Below are 19,822 nucleotides of genomic sequence, written 5' to 3'. Positions count from 1 at the left end.
GGAGGCTGCGTTTCAGCGCACCACCGGCGCAATCAGGAAATTCTCCGACGCCGCACTGCCCGCGGTCTTGCAGACGTCGCCCTCGATCTTGACCTTACCGGTCGCCAGCAGGCTCAGTGCCGCAGGATAGATGCGATGCTCGACTTCGAGGATGCGCTCCGACAGCGTCTCCGCCGTGTCGTGGTCGCCGACGGGCACGGCGCCCTGCATCACGATCGGGCCGGCATCAGTCTCGGGGATCACGAAATGCACTGTCGCACCAGACAGTTTGACGCCGGCGCGCAAGGCCTGGCCATGCGGGTCGAGGCCTGGAAATGACGGCAGCAACGACGGATGGATGTTGAGCATCCGCCCGGACCACGCCTTGGTGAATTCGGCAGTAAACAGGCGCATGAAGCCGCCCAGACAGATCAGCTCGATGCCGTGCTGGTCGAGGGCGGCCTGAAGCACCGCCTCAAAACCGGCCCGGTCCTTTCCGAACGGCTTGCTCTCGATCACCTGCGTCGTCACGCCAGCGGCCTTGGCCCGTTCGAGGCCGAGCGCGTCGGCCTTGTTCGAGACAACGAGCGAAATCTCCGCCGGAAAATCCGCAGAGCTTGCTGCCTTGATCAGCGCGGACATGTTGGAGCCGCGACCGGAGATCAGAATGGCGACGCGGCGCTTCATCACAATGCCAGGTCGAGATGGCCGTTGTAGACGACGCGGTGCTCGCCCTCGGCAGGGATCACGGTGCCGAGTTGGGCCACGGTCTCACCGGCGTCGGTGAACACCCGCATGACTTCATCGACCTTGTCCGGCTCGACGATCGCGACCATGCCGATACCGCAGTTGAACGTGCGCAGCATTTCCAGCTCGGCGATGCCGGCCTGCGCGGCCAGCCATTTGAACACCGGTAACACCGGCAGGCGCGCGAGGTCGATGCCCACACCGAGATGGCTCGGCAGCACGCGCGGGATGTTGTCGGTAAAACCGCCGCCGGTGATGTGGGCGAGGCCCTTCACTGCAGCCGTTTCACGGATCGCGCGCAGACAGGATTTGACATAGAGCCGCGTCGGCGTCAGCAGCGCGCCGCCGAGCGTCATGACCGGTGCGAACGGCGCCTGTGCCTCGAAGCCGAGGCCGGACTGTTCCACGATCTTGCGGACCAGCGAGAAACCGTTGGAGTGCACGCCCGATGAGGCGAGACCGATCACGGCGTCGCCGGCGGCAATGTCCTTGCGCGGCAACAGCGTACCGCGCTCGGCGGCGCCGACGGCAAAGCCGCCGAGATCATAGTCGCCATCCTTGTAAAGGCCGGGCATCTCGGCAGTCTCGCCGCCGATCAGGGCGCAACCGGATTCGCGGCAGCCTTCGGCGACACCGGCAACGATTGCTGCGGTGGCCTCCGGGTCCAGCTTGCCGCAGGCGAAATAGTCGAGAAAAAACAGCGGCTCGGCGCCCTGCACCACGAGATCGTTGACGCTCATGGCGACGAGATCGATGCCGATCCCGCCATGCAGGCCGGTCTCGATCGCGATCTTGACCTTGGTTCCAACGCCATCGGTGGCGGCGACCAGGACCGGATCCTTGAAGCCGGCCGCCTTGAGATCGAACAGGCCGCCGAATCCGCCGATCTCGGCGTCAGCGCCCGGCCGTGCGGTGGCGCGCACCATCGGCTTGATCAGGTCGACCAGGCGGTTGCCCGCGTCGATATCGACGCCTGAATCGGCGTAGGTAAGGCCGTTTTTGCGGTCGGTCATGCCCGATTTCCAGTGGGTTTGCGGCTGGTTACGTCGAATTCCGGGGACACGCAATGGCTCGTATGGCGCGCTGCCCTATACTATGTAGATATCAACGGGTTCAGCCTCCAAGGGGCCGGATTTCGAGGACAGGTCGGGTGCCGGGAAGCGCCGCGTGAGTATTCCGAACATCATTACCCTGGGCCGCATCATGCTGGTCCCGATCATCGTCTGGGCCATCGTGTCGAGCCAAATGGAGGTGGCTTTCGCCGTCTTCCTGATCGCCGGCATCAGCGACGCGGTCGATGGCTTCCTGGCCAAGCGCTTCAACATGACGAGCGAGCTCGGCGCCCTGCTCGATCCGCTGGCCGACAAAGCCCTCCTGGTTTCCATTTACCTGTCGCTCGGCATCTGGGGCGACATCCCGCGTTGGATCGTGATCCTGGTGGTATCGCGCGACATCATGATCGTCACCGCCGTGATCGTATCCTGGCTGTTCGACAAGCCGGTCGAGATGAGGCCCTCAAAGGTATCGAAACTCAACACCGCCGCGCAGGTGGCCTACGCGGCGCTGGTGCTGGCCGCCCTCGCCTTCGGCTTCAGGCCTGCGCCTTATGATATAGTGCTGATGGGTCTCGTCACGGTGTTCACGCTGTCCTCCGTGTCGCTCTATCTCGTCGAGTGGCTGCGGCACATGAGTACTATTGAGGCCAAGTAGCACGATCGAGGCCAAGAGCCGGGACACGGCCCCGCAAAAGGCCAACTCCCGATCGAATAACCCGCATCTTTTTCAGACGAAGCCGGCACGCCGGCACGGAGCAAAGCAAGCGTGGCAGGCCGCGTTCATCCCCGACAATTGGCGTTTTCGCTTCCGCATGCGGAGAGCCTCAGCCGCGACAATTTCCTCGAGGGCCCCGCCAACGCCGCCGCTCTCGCTCTGATCGATGGCTGGCCGGAATGGCCGAACCGGATCATGTGGCTCGCCGGCCCCGAAGGATCCGGCAAGAGCCATCTGGCCGCGATCTGGGCCGAGGAGGCCGGCGCCCGCTCGACAACGGCCAATGCGCTGACCGCCGCCGGCGTTCCGGGGGCCCTCGCCACCGGCGCGCTGGTGGTCGAGGATCTCAAGGCCAGGAATTTTGACGAGCGCGCCCTCTTCCATCTGATGAACCTCGCCCGCGAGGACGGTGCCTATGTGCTTTTCACCGGACGTGAGGCACCTGCGGCGGTCGAGGTCGAGCTCCGCGACCTCCGGTCCCGGCTTCGGACGATTCCAGTGATTTCGCTGGCGCCCCCGGATGACCAGCTTTTCCGCGGCCTGATCGTCAAATTCTGCGCCGACCGTCAGCTCTCGGTGGACGAAAGCGTGGTGAGCTATCTTGCGACCCGGCTCGAGCGATCCTCGGCCGCCGCCCGACGGGCCGTCGAGCTGCTCGACGGCGAGGCCCTGCGGCTCGGCCGCCCCGTCACCCGGGCCCTTGCCGCCGAGCTGCTTCGGGACGCCTGACCGCCACGCCGCGCACCGGCTTGACGCGGTGCCAAGGCGGAACGTCAATGTCATCGAAACGTCATCGCATTAACACATGCTCCGGCCGGTTTTTGCGCATAAGTCGCAAATTGGGGCAATTTTGATGGACCGACTTCTCATGGACTCCGCGCAAGCTATTGAAACGAAAGAGAAAGCCACGGAGGCCGAGCGTCTGCCGGCGATCGCCTCGAGCCCCGAGCGATTCATCAATCGCGAGCTGTCCTGGCTGCATTTCAACCGCCGCGTCCTGGAGGAATCGGTCAACGCCAGTCATCCGGTGCTGGAGCGGGTGCGATTCCTGTCGATTTCGGCAAATAACCTGGACGAGTTCTTCATGGTCCGCGTCGCCGGCATCAAGGCCCAGGTGCGCGAGGGCATTGCCGAACGTGCCCCCGATGGCCTGACCCCGTCCGAGCAGCTCGCGCTGATCAATCGCACCGTCTCCCAGCTCGCCAGTGACCAGCAGGCAATCTGGCGCGACCTGCGCGGCACGTTGGCCGATGTCGGCATTGTGCTGGTCGACGGCAAGGAGGTCACCAAGGCGGAGCGGACCTGGCTCGAAGACTATTTCCTCAACAACGTGTTCCCGCTGCTGACACCACTGGCGATCGATCCGGCCCACCCATTCCCGTTCATCCCGAGCCTCGGCTTTACCATCGCGCTCCAGCTCACGCGCGAGGCCGACGGCAAGCCGATGAACGCGCTGATCCGCATGCCCGGCAAGATCGACCGCTTCATCCGTCTGCCCACGGAGGGCAAAGCAGTGCGCCTGATCTCACTGGAGCAGGTCACCGGCCTTTTCATCAACCGCCTGTTCCCCGGCTACAGCCTCCACGGCCAAGGCGCCTTCCGCATCATTCGCGACTCCGAGCTCGAAATCGAGGAAGAGGCCGAAGACCTCGTCCGCCTGTTCGAGACCGCGCTGAAGCGCCGTCGCCGCGGATCGGTGATCCGGCTCGAGATCGACGCCAAGATGCCCGAGGAGCTGCGCAGCTTCGTGCAGCACGCGCTGTCGGCAGCCGACGACGAGGTGTTCCTGGTCGACGGCGTGCTCGCCATGAACGAGCTCTCGCAGCTCACCCGGCTCGACCGGCCCGACCTCGAGTTCACCCCTTACGTGCCGCGCCATCCCGAGCGCGTGCGCGAGCATGGCGGCGACATCTTTGCCGCCATTCGCCAGAAGGACCTGATCGTCCATCACCCCTACGAATCCTTCGACGTGGTGGTGCAGTTCCTGCAGCAGGCGGCGCGCGATCCTGATGTCGTCGCGATCAAGCAGACGCTCTATCGCACCTCCAACAACTCGCCGATCGTGCGCACGCTGGCCGAAGCCGCCGAAGCCGGCAAGTCCGTCACCGCGCTGATTGAATTGAAGGCGCGCTTCGACGAAGAGGCCAACATCCGCTGGGCGCGCGATCTCGAACGCGCCGGCGTGCAGGTCGTCTATGGCTTCCTCGAACTGAAGACCCATGCGAAGCTGTCAATGGTGGTACGCCGCGAAGGCGGCAGCCTCACCACTTACGTCCATACCGGCACCGGCAACTATCACCCGGTGACCGCGCGCATCTATACTGACCTCTCCTACTTCACCTCGGAACCGACCATCGGCCGCGACGCCGCGCGCGTGTTCAACTTCATCACGGGCTACGCGGCACCGAGCGATCTGGAAAAGATGGCGGTGTCGCCACTGACCCTGCGCAAGCGCATCATCGAGCACATCCAGGGTGAGACCGAGCACGCGCGTCACGGCAAGCCCGGTGCGGTCTGGATGAAGATGAATGCGCTTGTCGACCCCGATATCATTGACGCGCTTTACGAGGCGTCACAGGCCGGCGTCCAGGTCGAGCTCGTGGTGCGCGGTATCTGCTGCCTCCGCCCCGGCATTCCCGGCCTGTCGGAGAACATCCGCGTCAAGTCGATCATCGGTCGGTTCCTGGAACACGGCCGAATCTACTGCTTCGGCATGGGCCAGGGCCTGCCGAGCGCCAAAGCGGCTGTGTATATCTCGTCGGCCGATATGATGCCGCGCAACCTCGATCGCCGCGTCGAGGTGCTGTGTCCGCTGCAAAATCCTACGGTGCATCAGCAGGTTCTCGAACAGATCATGGTCGCAAATCTGAAGGACAATGAGCAGAGCTGGCAATTGTTGCCGGACGGGTCCTCAACGCGTATGAAGGCCGCGAAGGGCGAGGAGCCTTTCAACGTGCACAACTACTTCATGACAAATCCGAGTCTGTCTGGCCGTGGAAAGTCGCTCAAGGAATCTTCGCCGCGGCGTCTCACGCGCCGAAACGAACGCCATCAGTCCTGACCGGAGATCTTTGCCGTGAAACGGCCGCGCAAGCGTGGCGCTAGCGTCGCGGTCATCGACATCGGCTCCAATTCGGTTCGTCTCGTCGTCTACGAGGCGCTGGCACGGAGCCTGATTCCAATCTTCAACGAGAAGACGCTTTGCGGCCTCGGGCGCGAGGTGCAGAGCACGGGCCTGCTCGCGCCCGACGCCGTCGACAAGGCGCTGACGTCGCTGAGGCGTTTTCGCGCGCTGTGCCGCGTGATGCAGGTCGGCCGCGTGTTCGCGATCGCGACCGCCGCCTGCCGCGACGCCTCCAACGGTCCCGACTTCATTGCGAAGGCCGAGCGCATCTGCGCCGTGAAGATCGAGATCCTGTCTGGACCGCGCGAAGCCAAACTGTCGGCTCTCGGTGTAATCTCGGGAATCCATCGGCCCGACGGCATCGTCGGCGATCTTGGCGGCGGCTCGCTGGAACTGATCGATGTGCGCGGGAACAGCGTGCGCAGCGGCGTAACGTTGCCGCTCGGCGGCCTCGCACTGCAGGACCTCGCCCACAAATCCCTCAAGCGCGCCGACCGCATCGTGCGCGAGGCGATCGACGAGGTCCCACAACTCACCGCTGGCCGCGGCCGCACCTTCTATGCCGTCGGAGGAACGTGGCGCGCGCTCGCGCGCATCCACATTATCCAGAGCGGCTATCCGCTCCAGGTGATGCACGGCTATTCGATTCCAGCGACCGAGGCGCTCGATTTTGCCCGCCGCCTGCGGCGCCTCGCCGCCGCCGACATGCTCGCCGACATCGAGGTCGTCGCCGACGCGCGGCGCCCTCTCCTCACCTATGCGGCGCTCGTGCTCGAGCACATCATCCGGGTCGCAAAGCCGAAGACCATCGTGTTCTCGACCTTCGGCGTGCGCGAGGGCCTGTTGCACGAGAAGCTGCCGGAGTCCGAGCGCGACAAGGACGGCCTGATCTGCGCCGCCGAAGAGCTCAACCAGCTCTTATCACGCTCGGCGAAGCATGCGCGAGAGCTGATGGCCTGGACCGACCGGCTGGCGCGCGTCGTGAAGCTGCGCGAGACTGAGGAAGACCGCCGCCTGCGCCACACCGCCTGTCTGCTGTCTGACATCGGTTGGCGTGTTCATCCCGACCATCGCGGCGAGCAGACGCTGAGCCTCGTAGTCAACGCCAATTTCGGCGCGATCGATCACCGCGAGCGCGCCTTCGTCGGGCTCTCGGTGTTCTACCGCTATGCGGGCTTGAGCGAAGAGAACCAGCCGCCGCTGACCATGCAGGAACTGCTGACGCCGGCGCAGCTCGAACGCGCCCGCCTGCTCGGCGCGGCGTTCCGCGTCGCGCATCTGATCTCCGCTGCGCGCCCTGGCGTGTTGCCGGCAACGCATTTCCGCAGCCAGGGGCGCAATCTGATGCTGGTGTTCGAGCACAGGCTCGGCGACCTCGTCGCCGACCGCGTCGGCAGCCGCTTCAAGCAGCTCGCCCGCCTGATCGGGCGGTCCGGCTCGATCGTCAGACGCTGAACAGCGCTGCCTTGTGTCGCAGGCTGACGTCAGTTGATGCAAATCAACGAGGCCGCGTCCCGCCGGATTAACGTGTCCTCACGTTGTTTCGGACCACTTCTGCCATGCAACTCCAACATGGGCTTCGCCTCCCGATTCGCGGTCGGAAATTGGCTGCGTGTATCCTGTCCGCGCTCGCTCTCGGCTTTTCGCCCCCGGTGCTCGGAGCGCAGGACGAGCTCAAGCTGAGCGAGCCGCAGGCGCGAAATCTTGGCGTGCGCGTCGCCCATCCGGTCGCAAGCAGGACCGACCTGACGCTGCCCTACCCCGTCCAGATCGTGATCCCCACGCCGCAATTGTGGGTGGTCAGCGCGCCCGTGGCCGGCATGGTGGCCGGCCTCCCGGTCGGTCGCGGCGACCGCATCTCGGCCGGCCAGCCGCTGGTTGTCCTGGAAAGTCCAAGCTTCGTCTCCCAGCAGCGCGACTATCTGCACGCGATCGCGCAGGAGCTGCTCGCAAGCCAACAGCTCAAACGCAACATCGATCTGTTCGAGGGCAAGGCGATCCCGCAACGCGTGCTCGAGGCGAGCCAGGCCGAGGCGCGCCAGGCCACTCTCGTGGTCGCCGAACGTCGGCAGATGCTGCGCCTGAGCGGAATGTCCGACGAGGCAATTTCGCGGCTAGTCCAGGAAGCTGCGATCAGCGCCACGCTCACGGTCAACGCACCGCAGACCGCATCCGTGGTCGACGTCGCGGTATCGCCGGGGCAGCGGCTCGAACAATCCGCGCCGCTGGTCAAGCTGGCGCGGCTCTCGCCGTTATGGGCCGAAATTGCGGTTCCCGCTGCCAGCATTCGAGCGATCCGCACCGGGGCGAAAATCGAGATCGAGGGTTATGCCACGCCCGGCAAGGTCGTGCTGGTCTCCGAGACGACAGATCCCGCCACCCAGACCATCCTGGTCCGTGCGGAGATCCCCAACGACGGCGAGCTGCATCCCGGCCAGACCGCCGCAGCCCGCATCGGCTTTCTCTCCGCCGGCGACAGCGCCTGGGAGATCCCCTATGCCGGGCTGGTCCGGCGGGGTGAGCAGACCTCCGTGTTTGTGGCCTTCGATGGCGGTTTCCGGCTCGTTCCGGTCACGCTCCTTGCCGAAGACCAGGACCATGTCGTGGTATCCGGCCCGATCACCGATCGCGACGAGATCGCGATCGGCGGCATCTCGGCGCTCCGCGGCATTCTCTCGGGATTGGGGCAATAGATGCTCCGGCGTCTGGTCGCATTCGCGCTTTCGCAGCGGCTGTTCGTCGTCCTGAGCGTGCTGCTGTTGATCGGCGCCGGTGCTGTCCTGTTGCCCAGCCTGCCGATCGATGCGTTTCCCGACGTCTCGCCGGTTCAGGTGAAGATCATCATGAAAGCGCCAGGCCTCACCCCCGAAGAGGTCGAGCAGCGCATCACAGTGCCCGTCGAGCTCGAGCTGCTCGGATTGCCGAACAAGAAGATCCTGCGTTCGACCACGAAATATGCGCTGGCCGATATCACCGTCGATTTCGAGGACGGGACCGACATCTACTGGGCACGCAACCAGGTTTCGGAACGACTGTCCAATATCTCGCGCGATTTCCCTGACGGAGTCAGCGGCGGTCTTGCCCCGATCACGAGCCCTTTGGGCGAAATGTTCATGTTCACGATCGACAGCGCCGAGCTTTCACTCGCCGAGCGTCGAACCCTGCTCGACTGGGTGATCCGACCGGCCCTGCGCACGGTCTCCGGCGTTGCGGACGTCAACGCGCTGGGCGGCTACGTGCGAGCCTTCGAGATCGTTCCGCGAAATGACGCGCTTGCCGCCCGCGGCATTTCCTACGACCTGTTTCGCCGGGCCATCGAGGCCAACAGCCGCAACGACGGCGCCGGTCGGGTGAACCAGGGCGAGGACAGCGCCCTGGTGCGGATCGAAGGCAGCATCCGTTCGATCGAGGACATCAAGGCCATCGTCGTGGACACGCGCGAGGGGGTCCCGATCCTCGTCAATGACGTCGCGAGCGTCAAAGTCGGAACGCTGACACGCTATGGTGCCGTCACGTCGAACGGCCGCGGCGAAACGGTCGAGGGGCTCGTGCTCGGTTTGCGCGGCGCCAACGCGGGACAGCTCGTCCGCGACGTGCGGGCTCGCCTTGCGGAGCTGCAACCCTCGCTGCCGAAGAGCGTTTCAATCAACGTGTTCTATGATCGCAGCCGCCTGGTCGACCGCGCCGTCGGGACCGTTGTGCGCGCTCTTGGCGAGGCCACCGCCCTCGTCATCGTGCTTCTGCTGCTTTTCCTCGGCAACTGGCGGGCCTCGCTGGTGATCGCCCTCAGCCTGCCTCTCGCCATCGTCATTGCGCTGATCGTCATGCGTGCGGCGGGAATGTCGGCCAACCTGATGAGCCTCGGCGGACTTGCGATCGCGATCGGCATGTTGATCGACGCGCTGGTCGTTGTGGTCGAGAACATCGTCGGCAACCTCGGCAAGCACGAGCCAGGCAAGGGGGCTCCGCTGATCCATTTGGTCTACCGGTCGGTTTGCGAAGTCCTTGAGCCGGTGGCCTCGGGCGTCCTGATCATCATCATCGTGTTCGTCCCCCTGCTGACGCTCCAGGGACTGGAGGGGAAGCTCTTCATCCCCGTCGCACTGGCGATCATTTTCGCGCTCGCCGGCTCACTGTTGCTCGCGCTGACCGTGATTCCGGTCGCGACGTCCTTCCTGCTCAAATCTGCGTCACATCGCGATCCTCTGATCGTTCGTGCGGCCCAGCGCGTCTACGCGCCGGCACTGGACTGGGCCTTGAGCAACGAGCGCAAGGTCATGGCTGCGGCCCTGATCGGCCTGCTCGCTGCGGGCTTGGCCTATGCGAAGCTCGGCAAGACTTTCATGCCGACCATGGACGAAGGCGACGTCATCGTCAGCGTGGAAACGCTTCCTTCCGTCAATCTCGACGAATCGCTTGCCATCAACGGGAGGCTGCAGGCCGCGCTGCTGGCTGTGCCTGACATTGCCGGCATCGTCGCACGGACCGGATCCGACGAGCTCGGCCTGGACCCCATGGGGCCGAACCAGACCGACACATTCCTCGTGCTGAAGCCAGCCGCCGAGAGGCAGACCGACAATCGAGAGGCCCTGCTGCAGAAATTGCGTGAGGTTCTCTCCGGCTTTCCCGGCATCTCGCTTAGCTTTACTCAGCCGATCGACATGCGTGTGCAGGAGATGATCAGCGGCGTACGTGGCGACGTCGCGGTCAAGATCTTCGGCCCGGAGATCGCCAGGCTGAACGAAATCGCGGCAAAGCTGTCGGCCATCCTGTCCGGCATCGACGGTGCCGAAGACGTCTACACCACGCTCAACGAAGGCGCTCAATATTATGCGGTTTCCGTCAATCGAATGGAGGCCGGACGTCTCGGCCTGACGGTCGACGCCATTGCCAATTCGCTCCGCACGCAAATCGAGGGGCGAACGATCGGAACCGCGCTCGAGGAGGGACGCCGCACACCGATTCTCGTCCGAGGTAGCAACGCGACGAGGGAGGCGCCGTCGCTGCTCTCGAGCCTTCCGCTGACGCTCGCGTCGGGGCAGCACGTTGCGCTGTCGCAGGTCGCCCGAATTCAACGCGTGGACGGCCCGGTCAAGATCGATCGCGAAGATGGCGCTCGCATGAGCGTGGTTCGAGCCAACGTCCGGGGCCGTGACATGGTCGGCTTCGTCGAAGCGGCCCGCCAGAAGGTCACGGCAGAACTCCAGCTCCCGGACGGCTATCGGCTGACGTGGGGCGGCCAGTTCGAGAACCAGCAACGTGCCTCCGCACGCCTGTCCGTCGTCGTCCCCGTGGCGATCGGTCTGATTTTTGTGCTGCTGTTCACGACGTTCGGAGCGATCCGGCAGGCCTTGCTCGTGCTGGTGAACATTCCCTTCGCCCTGATCGGCGGCGTCTTCGCGCTGGTCTTCACGGGTGAGTACCTGTCGGTACCGGCGTCGGTCGGATTCATCGCGCTGCTCGGGATTGCCGTTCTCAACGGCGTCGTCCTGGTCTCCTACTTCAACCAACTGCGAGCCCACGGCCTGAGCGAACATCGTATCGTCGTCGAAGGCGCAATGCGCAGGCTTCGGCCGGTGCTGATGACCGCAAGCATCACGGCGCTCGGCTTGATCCCGCTGCTGTTTGCCTCAGGTCCGGGATCCGAAGTCCAGCGACCGCTTGCCGTCGTCGTGATCGGAGGGCTGCTGTCCTCCACGGTGCTGACCCTGATCCTCCTGCCGATCCTGTATCGCCGCTACGGCGGCACGTCGAAGGTGGCCAAATGACCGACCAGCAGGTCTGCCTCACCCTGATTGTGCCGCGTCAGCTCCGTGAAGAGGTGTTCGACTATCTCGCCGAACAGAGCGACCTTGTCTCGGGCTTTACGGCCTCGCACGCGGCCGGCCACGGCGGCGAAGTCCGGCTGCGCACGGCCGCCGAACGCGTCCAGGGCCACGCCGATCAAGCCATGGTGCAGGTGATATTGGTGCGGGATGATGCCACCCGCCTGCTCGACCGTCTTCGGGTTTCGTTTGCCGGAACCAAGCTCGTCTTTTGGGCGACGCCCGTGACGGAATTCGGCGTCATCGACTGAACAACGAGCTAGCCTTCAGCCGATGCCTTGGCGTGCTGCTCGGAGGCCTCAAGCGCAGCCGCATGCAGGCTGCGCCGGCGCCAGATCCAGCCGACCAGCAGCACTACCACGACACCGAGCGCGGCGCAGAGATACTCGCCACCTGACCCGCCATGGGCGAATTGTGGCGGGATGTGCAGGCCGCCGAGTATTTTGTCCAGCGAGACGCCGAGCGGTCCCTCGGATAGCGAGTGCAGCTTCGGCGCGATGCCGGGATCGGTCGCGACCACCTCGCCGGCGATCCAGCCGAGCAGTGCCGCACCGGCCCAAACCAGGATCGGCAGTTTCGACAGCAAAGCCATGATGAGCGCCGCACCGGCGACGATCAGCGGCACGCTGATGGCAAGGCCGAGGACCAAAAGCGGTGCGCTGCCATTGGCGGCCGCGGCGACCGCAATGACGTTGTCGAGGCTCATGATGATGTCGGCAACGACGACGATCTGCACCGCCTGCCACAGATGCGAGGCCGACTCGACGTCGTCCTCGTCCTCGTTTTCCGGCACCAGCAGCTTTGCCGCAATCACGATCAGCGCGAGGCCGCCGACCAGCTTCAGGTACGGCAGCTCCATCAGGCTCGCGACGATGCCGGTGAAGATGATCCGCAGCAGCACCGCAGCGCCAGCGCCGAGCACCATGCCCCACAGCCGGTGCCGCGGCTTCAGTCCGCGGCAGGCGAGCGCAATGACCAGCGCGTTGTCACCGGACAAAAGGATGTTGATCCAGATGATCTTGCCGACCGCGATCCAGAAGGTCGGTTCGGCCATTTCATTGCGGAACTGGGTGAAGAATGCCCCGATCGTTGCTGGATCGAAGATCTGCCAGAGCCAGTTCACAATGAATCCTTTCGTCCCGTCGACTTAACGTATTGGCTTTAGCCGACGATCTCGTTGCCCGAGAAGAACTGCGCGATCTCGATCGCGGCGGTTTCCGGAGCGTCCGAACCGTGGGCAGAGTTCTCGCCGATCGACTTGGCGTAGAGCTTGCGGATGGTGCCCTCGGCAGCCTTCGACGGATCGGTCGCGCCCATGGCGTCGCGATACTTGGCGATCGCGCCCTCGGCTTCCAGCACCTGGACCACGACCGGACCCGAGGTCATGAACTCGACGAGCTCGCCGAAGAACGGGCGGGCCTTGTGGACGGCGTAGAACGTCTCGGCCTGTTCCTTGGTCATGCGGATGCGCTTCTGCGCGACGATGCGCAGGCCCGCCTTCTCGATGACGGCGTTCACGGCGCCGGTGAGGTTACGCGCGGTCGCGTCGGGCTTGATGATCGAGAAAGTGCGTTCGATGGCCATGATCTTGTCCTTGAAGAGAAAAAGGGTGGTTCGGAGTTGCGGGGCTTATATCGGCGCCTTTGCGATCCGGCAAGCGACCGCCGGAACGGCCTCACAGGGCGCTTCGCCGCAGGTTAAGGGCGGGAATTCCAACATGGATTACAACGATTTCACCCAGATGAACCCAATCTGAAGGCTCCGTCAGGGTTTGGTTCAGCCTCGCTGGCGTAACGTCAGGTCTATCGAAACCGAAGCCTTCCCCCTGAGGCGGACCGTTTCGGCGGCCTTTCCATCGACGCGATAGCCCCGCGCCGGCAGTTTTGAGGAGATCACCATGTTGAGGAAACTTTCGCTCGCTGCAGTCGCCGCGGTCGCGCTGGGTGCCGCGCTGGCTCCCACCTCCGCCTCCGCTCACTGGCATGGCGGCGGCTGGGGCTGGCACGGCGGTGGCGGTTGGCATCACGGCGGCTGGGGTTGGGGCGGACCGCGCGTCTATGCCGCTCCCGTCGCTTACGGCTATGGCGGCTGCTATGTGCGCCGGCTGGTTCCGACCCCTTGGGGCCCCCGCTGGCGACTGATCAACCGCTGCTACTAAGCCCAGATGAATTCCCGAGGTGCCGTTCCCCCCTGCGGTACCTTCCAAGAGAGGCCCCGGCGTTCCCCCCGCCGGGGCCTTGCTTTTGGGCAGGCACGACGGATTCATACAATTTTTACTAGAATGCCGGGCATTGCCCACGGCCCGCGAAACCATTTTGGGGGCCTGTGACTTGGTACCGTGTCGTTACTTTGCAAACACGGAACCCTGCGATGCCCGGCCTTTCTGCCAATGACAGCGAACAGATCGACGGGCGCACCAGCCGCTCGATCTGTGATGCCGTAGGCGAGCGGCTGCAGCAGAGCCTTCGCCCCGAACCCCGGCTCCCGACGCATCTCGAGCAGCTTCTCGACGAGCTGAAGCGGCGCGACCGCGACTCGCACTGACAAAAACGGGGTTGCGTTCGACGCGCCTTGCGGTGACAAGGCCGCATGCTCTCCATCACCGACCTCTCCATCCGCCTTGCGGGGCGCCTTCTGATCGATAGTAGCTCCGTGCAGATCGCGCCCGGCTCGCGAGTCGGCATGGTCGGCCGCAACGGCACCGGTAAATCGACGCTGTTCAAGGTGATCCGCGGTGAGCTTGCGGCCGAGCACGGCTCGGTGACGCTGCCGCCGCGCTGGCGCGTGGGCAGCCTGGCGCAGGAGGCGCCGAACGGCCCGGAAAGCCTGATCTCGGTCGTGCTCAAGGCGGACCTCGAGCGCGACGCGCTGCTCACTGAAGCAGAGACCGCGACCGATCCGCACCGGATCGCCGAGATCCAGACCCGGCTCGTCGACATCGACGCGCATTCGGCCCCGAGCCGCGCCGCCGCAATCCTGTCCGGCCTCGGCTTCTCCGCCACGGATCAGCTGCGGCCCTGCGCCGAATTCTCCGGCGGCTGGCGCATGCGCGTCGCACTGGCTGCAACCCTGTTCGCAGCTCCCGACCTCCTGCTGCTCGACGAGCCCACCAACTATCTCGACCTCGAAGGCACGCTGTGGCTCGAGGATCACCTCGCGCATTACCCGCGCACGGTGATCGTGATCAGCCACGACCGCGACCTGCTCGAAAGCTCGGTCGACCAGATCCTGCATCTGGAGCGCGGCAAGCTCACGCTCTACAAGGGCACCTATTCCTCGTTCGAGGAACAGCGCGCCGCGCGCGAGCTGCTCGACGCCAAGGCGGTCAAGCGCCAGGAAGCCGAGCGCGCCCGCCTGCAATCCTTCGTCGACCGCTTCAAGGCCAAGGCCTCCAAAGCGCGCCAGGCGCAGTCTCGCGTCAAGATGCTGGAGCGGCTGAAGCCGATCACGGCGCTGGTGACGGAGGACGTGCGCGAGATCACCTTTCCGGCGCCGGAGAAGCTGCTGTCGCCGCCGATCATCGCCGTCGACAATGTTTCGGTCGGCTACGATCCCGCCACCCCGGTGCTGAGCCGCGTGACGCTGCGCATCGACAATGACGACCGCATTGCGCTGCTCGGCGCCAACGGCAACGGCAAGTCGACGCTGGTCAAACTGCTCGCCGCGCGTCTCGCCCCCTTCTCCGGCAAGGTGACGCGCGCCGACAAGCTGTCGATCGCCTATTTCGCGCAGCATCAGCTCGACGAGCTGAACGAGGACGCCTCCGCCTACGACCACGTCCGCAAGCTGATGGGCGACGCGCCCGAGGCCAAGGTACGGGCCCGCGCCGGCGCGATCGGCTTCTCCGGCAAGGCGGCCGACACCAAGGCCGGAAAACTCTCGGGCGGCGAGAAGGCCCGGCTGCTGCTGGGGCTTGCGACGTTCTACGGCCCCAACATGATCATCCTGGACGAGCCGACCAACCATCTCGACATCGACAGCCGCGCCGCGCTGGCCGAGGCCATCAACGAATTCCCCGGCGCGATCATCATGGTCTCGCACGACCGCTATCTGATCGAGGCCTGCGCCGACCAGCTCTGGATCGTCGCCGACCGCACCGTGACCAATTACGACGGCGACCTCGACGAGTACCGCCGCATGGTGCTGTCCGCGCGCAACGCCGAACCCGCCCCGCGTGAGCGCAACGCGGCAAGCGAGAAGCCGCCGCGCCCGAAGTCGGACAATCGCGGCTCGCTGAAGAAGCGGATCGCGGAAGCCGAGAGCGAGATCGCACGCGTCACCGACATCATCGCCAAGATCGACACGGCGCTGGCGCTGCCCGACATTTTCACGCGCGATCCCAAGCAGGCCGCGCAGCTGTCGAAGGCCCGCGCCAATGCGGCCGACGCGCTTGCGCGCGCCGAAGAACAATGGCTGGAGGCGAGCGCGCAGTTCGACGAGGCGGCGGGCTAGATCAAAAACTGCAAAACAACCCCATGCACAGTAGCGGGGTGGTTGCCGGGGCAGTTTCATCGACCCGTATCAAGTCATTGAAAACACGTGCTAATTGGCGCACCCTAGCGTTCCCGCATGATCTCGTGCCGGTAACGCTGCAGCGGCGACAAAAGATAGCTCAGGATGGTGCGCGATCCGGTCCTGATTTCCACCGTCACCGCCATTCCCGGGGACAGGCTGACGAGACGATCGTCCACCTGCATCTGGGTGCGATCGAGCGAGATGCGGGCGCTGTAGCCGAGTTCCTGCCCGTTGGGCTCGCTGCTGTCGTGCTGCGTGCCCGGCGCGCGATCGCTTCCGCGCTCCGGCGGACGGTCGCGAATGATAGCATCCTGCGAAACGCTCACGACCCGGCCTTCCAAGAGGCCGTAGCGAGTGAAGTTGAAGGTGTCGATCTTGATGGCGGCGCCCTGCCCGGCCTCGACGAAGCCGATATCGCGGTTGGAGATCATCGCCTCGATCTCGAGCCGCGTGTCCGTCGGCACGATCACGAGCAGCGACTGCGCCGGGGTGACCACGCCGCCGACGGTATGGACCGCAAGCTGCTGCACGACGCCGTCGACAGGCGACGTCAGCTGCTGCAGCTTCGTCCGCTGCTGCGCCTTGATCAGATCGCGCGCGAGGCCATTGGCCTTCTGCTCGCTCTTGGCGAGCTCATCGGACAGGCTCTTGCGATATTCGGCCTCCGCCTGGATGCGGGTCTCGCGGATCGCGGCGACCGCGGACTCGGCCTCTTTCAGGCGGCTGCGCTGGACACCGAGCTCCTCCTGCTGCTCGATCTGGAGCTGAAGGGTCTCGTAATAGGTCAGCTTGGAGCCGATCTCCTTCTCCATCAGCGTCTTGCGGATATCGACGCGCTGCTGGGTCACCGGGAGCAATGCATCCAGCTTGTGAATCGTCGCCGCGATGGTCTGATGCTCGGCGTCCTTCTGCGCCTCCTGGCGCTCGAGGCCCGCGAGCTTGGCACGGTGCTCGCCGACTTGGTTGGTCAGGAGCTGCCGCTGCGTCGCGACCAGCAAGGGATCGGCCTCCCCTGGCGGAACAAGATCGACAGAGCCATCGTCGCCGGCACTCAATGCCGCGCGGAGGCGCGCGCTGTTGAGCCGTTCGGCCACGAGATCATCATGCAGGCGATCGCGCTCCGCGGCATTCACGGTCGGATCGAGCTCGATCAGTACATCGCCCGATTTGACCGCCTGCCCATCCTGTACATGGATGGCGCGCACCACGCCGGTCTCGAACGGCTGCACCACCTTGCTGCGCCCGCTCGACACGACCTTGCCGGTCGCTGACGCCACAATGTCGATCGTGCCCAAGGCCGACCACGCGAGCGCCGCGCAGACAAGCGCCATCAGCGCAAACGCGATGGCGCGACCGATCGGCGATGGCGGGCTTTCCGTGATCTCCAGCGCCGCCGGCAGGAAAGCGATTTCCTCAGGGCGCCGGCCCTTGGCATTCCGGAAGGGAACGATGGTCTGCTCCGGACGAGCAGCCTGCGCAGCGCTAGCCGACCTCATAGATCCCTCCCTGGAGACGATGCAGCACGGCGTAGCGGCCACCGTTCCTGATCAACGCCTCATGCGTGCCGTCCTCGACCAGACGGCCGCGCTCCAGCGTGAAGATGCGGTCGGCGCCGCGGACGGTGGACAGACGATGCGCGATGATCAGGACCGTGCGGCCCTTCGCGATGTCCTTCATGTTGTCGTGGATGATCCGCTCGCTCTCATAATCGAGCGCGCTGGTCGCCTCGTCGAAGATCAGGATGCGGGGATTGGTCACCAGCGCGCGGGCGATGGCGATGCGTTGGCGCTGCCCGCCCGAGAGCGTCGAGCCGCGCTCGCCGACGACGGTGTCGTAGCCCTCAGGCAGCTCGATAATGAAATCATGCGCGCCCGCAAGCTTTGCCGCCTCCATGATCCGGTCCATCGGCAGGGTCGGATCGGCCAATGCGATGTTGTCGCGCACCGAACGGTTGAACAGCATGTTCTCCTGCAGCACGACGCCGATCTGCCGCCGCAGCCAGGCCGGATCGGTCATCACCAGATCCATGCCGTCGATCAGCACGCGTCCGCCCTGCGGCACGTAGAGCCGCTGCACCAGTTTTGCGAAGGTGCTCTTGCCCGACCCCGACGAGCCGACGATGCCGACGGTCTGCCCGGCCGGAATATCGAACGAAACGTCGTGCAGGATTTCCGGTCCGTCGAGCCGGTAGCGAAACGCGACATGCTCGAAGCGGATATTGCCCCGCAGTGCGGGCAACCCGGCGCGGCCCGCCGCGTAAGCTGGCTCCGCGGTGCTGTTGAGGATATCGCCGAGCCGCGCGATCGAGAGCCGTGCCTGGTGAAAATCCTGCCAGACCTGCGCCAGCCGCAGCACCGGCGCAGAGACGCGTCCTGCAAAGATGTTGAAAGCAACGAGTTCGCCGACCGTCAAGGCCTCGCCAATCACGAGCCTCGCACCGACATAAAGGACCGCGGCAGTAACGACCTTGCTGACGAACTGCACGAGCTGGCTTGCGGTGTTGCCGAGGCTGGTGACGCCAAAGCTCGCGGAAACGTAGCCGGCAAGCTGCTCTTCCCAGCGGCGCTGCATCTGCGGCTCGACCGCCATCGCCTTCAGCGTCTCGATGCCGCTGACACTTTCGACCAGAAAAGCCTGGTTCTCGGCGCCGCGGCGGAATTTCTCCTCCAGCCTGCGCCGGAACAGCGGCGTCGCCACCGCCGAAATCGCGATGTAGAACGGGAACGATCCGAGCACGATGCAGGTCATCAGCGGCGAATAGGCAAACATCACCGCCAGGAAGACCGAGGTGAAGACAAGGTCGACGACCAGCGTCAGCGACGAGCTGGTGATGAAATTGCGAATGTTCTCGAGCTCGCGAACCCGCGTCACGGAATCGCCGACTCTCCTCGCCTGAAACCAGGCCATCGGCAGCGCCAGCAAATGGTTGAACAGGCGCGCCCCCAGCTCGACATCGATCCGGTTGGTCGTATGCGCGAACAGATAGTTGCGCAGGATCCCGAGCACGGTGTCGAACAGCGAGACCACGACGAGGCCGATGACGAGAATGTCGAGCGTCGACAGCGAGCGGTGCACCAGCACCTTGTCGATCACGACCTGGAAGAACAGCGGCGACACCAGCGCAAAGAGCTGGAGGAAGAACGAGGCGGCCAGCACTTCGCCGAACAGGCGACGGTATTTGGCGATCGCGCCGATGAACCAGGTGATGTCGAACCGGCGCCCGAGATCGGACAGTCCGGCGCGCCGGGTCATCAGGATCAATCCGCCGTCCCAGATCGCACTGAGCTCGTCGCGCGCCATGAACACCGGCCGCTGCGCCACCGGCGACTGCACCAGCACCTTGTCGGCGGAGGCTTTGGCAATGACCATGAAGCTGCCGTCACGCAGCATCGCGATCGCCGGCAACGGGCACTCCGGCAGACGGCGCCACTGCGTGCGATAGGTTCGTGCCTTCATTCCGAGAGATCTGGTGCAACGGACAATGTCCGCTGCGCCAAAGCTTGCGGCACCGAGCCGGTGTTTGAGCTGATCGCGGTCGGCCGCCACGCCTTGCAGGTGAAGCAAGGTCAAGAGCGCGTCGAGCCCGGTATCAGTCGAGACCGTTTGCGTTGTCATGGGGGTTTTCCTCCACACCAGTGCTCTCTCCGTTCCCTCCCCCCTTGTGGGGGAGGGTTAGGGAGGGGGGTGCCACACGGGAATTCTTTCCGTCGCACGTCTGCTTGCGGCATCATCAGCAATCGGCACCTTGTGCTGGGCTACCCCTCTCCCTAGCCCTACCCCACAGGGGCAGGGGAATCGCATATGGATTTGCGGCCCCTATTGCGTTGTTTTGTAAGATGGATTCTGAGAACGACTCCCACAA

16 protein-coding genes are annotated in these 19,822 nt (G+C 64.8%); 10 read left to right on the top strand and 6 right to left on the bottom strand.

Annotation, left to right across the window (positions count from 1 at the left end):
- Positions 1 to 12: 12 nt before the first annotated feature.
- Positions 13 to 666: a phosphoribosylglycinamide formyltransferase gene (gene purN, locus JQ587_RS34210; protein WP_212428284.1), complete on the bottom strand. Its 654-nt coding sequence runs from the start codon at positions 664 to 666 to the stop codon at positions 13 to 15.
- A complete protein-coding gene (purM, locus tag JQ587_RS34205; protein WP_212428283.1) occupies positions 666 to 1,739 on the bottom strand; it encodes a phosphoribosylformylglycinamidine cyclo-ligase in 1,074 nt (357 codons plus the stop codon). The genes purN and purM overlap by 1 nt, the downstream gene beginning before the upstream one ends.
- 154 nt (positions 1,740 to 1,893) lie before the next feature.
- Here purM and JQ587_RS34200 point away from each other — a divergent pair, with 154 nt between their 5' ends.
- The 7 genes from JQ587_RS34200 (at position 1,894) to JQ587_RS34170 (ending at position 11,696) form a co-directional block, all read left to right on the top strand.
- Complete coding sequence (locus tag JQ587_RS34200; RefSeq protein WP_212299439.1) at positions 1,894 to 2,436, top strand: CDP-alcohol phosphatidyltransferase family protein; 543 nt, start codon at positions 1,894 to 1,896, stop codon at positions 2,434 to 2,436.
- 111 nt (positions 2,437 to 2,547) lie between these two features.
- Positions 2,548 to 3,225, top strand: a complete 678-nt coding sequence (locus JQ587_RS34195; RefSeq protein WP_212299437.1) for a P-loop NTPase family protein — start codon at positions 2,548 to 2,550, stop codon at positions 3,223 to 3,225.
- Positions 3,226 to 3,364: 139 nt separating this feature from the next.
- Complete coding sequence (locus JQ587_RS34190) at positions 3,365 to 5,557, top strand: RNA degradosome polyphosphate kinase (protein WP_212299820.1); 2,193 nt, start codon at positions 3,365 to 3,367, stop codon at positions 5,555 to 5,557.
- Positions 5,558 to 5,572: 15 nt separating this feature from the next.
- The gene (ppx, locus tag JQ587_RS34185) at positions 5,573 to 7,075 is read left to right on the top strand and encodes an exopolyphosphatase (RefSeq protein ID WP_212428282.1); all 1,503 of its coding nucleotides are present in this window, start codon (positions 5,573 to 5,575) and stop codon (positions 7,073 to 7,075) included.
- A gap of 104 nt (positions 7,076 to 7,179) precedes the next feature.
- Positions 7,180 to 8,313 carry an efflux RND transporter periplasmic adaptor subunit gene (locus JQ587_RS34180; RefSeq protein ID WP_212428281.1) on the top strand — a complete coding sequence of 378 codons (1,134 nt, stop codon included), beginning with the start codon at positions 7,180 to 7,182 and terminating at the stop codon, positions 8,311 to 8,313.
- Positions 8,314 to 11,388 carry an efflux RND transporter permease subunit gene (locus tag JQ587_RS34175; protein WP_212428280.1) on the top strand — a complete coding sequence of 1,025 codons (3,075 nt, stop codon included), beginning with the start codon at positions 8,314 to 8,316 and terminating at the stop codon, positions 11,386 to 11,388. It begins immediately after the preceding gene.
- Positions 11,385 to 11,696: a DUF3240 family protein gene (locus JQ587_RS34170; protein WP_212299430.1), complete on the top strand. Its 312-nt coding sequence runs from the start codon at positions 11,385 to 11,387 to the stop codon at positions 11,694 to 11,696. The genes JQ587_RS34175 and JQ587_RS34170 overlap by 4 nt, the downstream gene beginning before the upstream one ends.
- Before the next feature lie 8 nt (positions 11,697 to 11,704).
- Here the strand turns inward: JQ587_RS34170 and JQ587_RS34165 are convergent, their stop codons facing one another.
- Positions 11,705 to 12,568 carry a TerC family protein gene (locus JQ587_RS34165; RefSeq protein ID WP_212299429.1) on the bottom strand — a complete coding sequence of 288 codons (864 nt, stop codon included), beginning with the start codon at positions 12,566 to 12,568 and terminating at the stop codon, positions 11,705 to 11,707.
- Between the two features lie 38 nt (positions 12,569 to 12,606).
- Positions 12,607 to 13,029, bottom strand: coding sequence for a nucleoside-diphosphate kinase (gene ndk, locus JQ587_RS34160; RefSeq protein WP_212027602.1), 423 nt, complete (start codon positions 13,027 to 13,029; stop codon positions 12,607 to 12,609).
- A 313-nt stretch (positions 13,030 to 13,342) separates the two neighbouring features.
- Here ndk and JQ587_RS34155 point away from each other — a divergent pair, with 313 nt between their 5' ends.
- The 3 genes from JQ587_RS34155 (at position 13,343) to JQ587_RS34145 (ending at position 15,897) form a co-directional block, all read left to right on the top strand.
- Positions 13,343 to 13,603 carry a sulfur globule protein precursor gene (locus JQ587_RS34155; protein WP_212299428.1) on the top strand — a complete coding sequence of 87 codons (261 nt, stop codon included), beginning with the start codon at positions 13,343 to 13,345 and terminating at the stop codon, positions 13,601 to 13,603.
- Between the two features lie 212 nt (positions 13,604 to 13,815).
- Positions 13,816 to 13,989, top strand: a complete 174-nt coding sequence (locus JQ587_RS34150; RefSeq protein WP_212299427.1) for a hypothetical protein — start codon at positions 13,816 to 13,818, stop codon at positions 13,987 to 13,989.
- A 45-nt stretch (positions 13,990 to 14,034) separates the two neighbouring features.
- Entirely contained in the window at positions 14,035 to 15,897 is a 1,863-nt protein-coding gene (locus JQ587_RS34145; protein ID WP_212428279.1) for an ABC-F family ATP-binding cassette domain-containing protein, read from the top strand.
- A gap of 104 nt (positions 15,898 to 16,001) precedes the next feature.
- On the opposite strand, the gene JQ587_RS34140 is transcribed toward JQ587_RS34145, so the two are convergent.
- Together JQ587_RS34140 and JQ587_RS34135 are read right to left on the bottom strand one after the other, a co-directional pair.
- Positions 16,002 to 17,456: an HlyD family type I secretion periplasmic adaptor subunit gene (locus JQ587_RS34140; RefSeq protein ID WP_212299425.1), complete on the bottom strand. Its 1,455-nt coding sequence runs from the start codon at positions 17,454 to 17,456 to the stop codon at positions 16,002 to 16,004.
- Positions 17,443 to 19,575, bottom strand: a complete 2,133-nt coding sequence (locus tag JQ587_RS34135; RefSeq protein ID WP_212428278.1) for a type I secretion system permease/ATPase — start codon at positions 19,573 to 19,575, stop codon at positions 17,443 to 17,445. Before JQ587_RS34135 ends, JQ587_RS34140 begins: the two co-directional genes overlap by 14 nt.
- Between the last annotated feature and the right edge of the window lie 247 nt (positions 19,576 to 19,822).

Origin of the sequence: Bradyrhizobium manausense, assembly GCF_018130615.1 — a bacterium.
GTDB classification, from domain to species: Bacteria; Pseudomonadota; Alphaproteobacteria; order Rhizobiales; family Xanthobacteraceae; genus Bradyrhizobium; species Bradyrhizobium manausense_A.
Note: the sequence above shows the minus strand (reverse complement) of the source record. Positions and strands in the feature narration are given on the sequence as shown.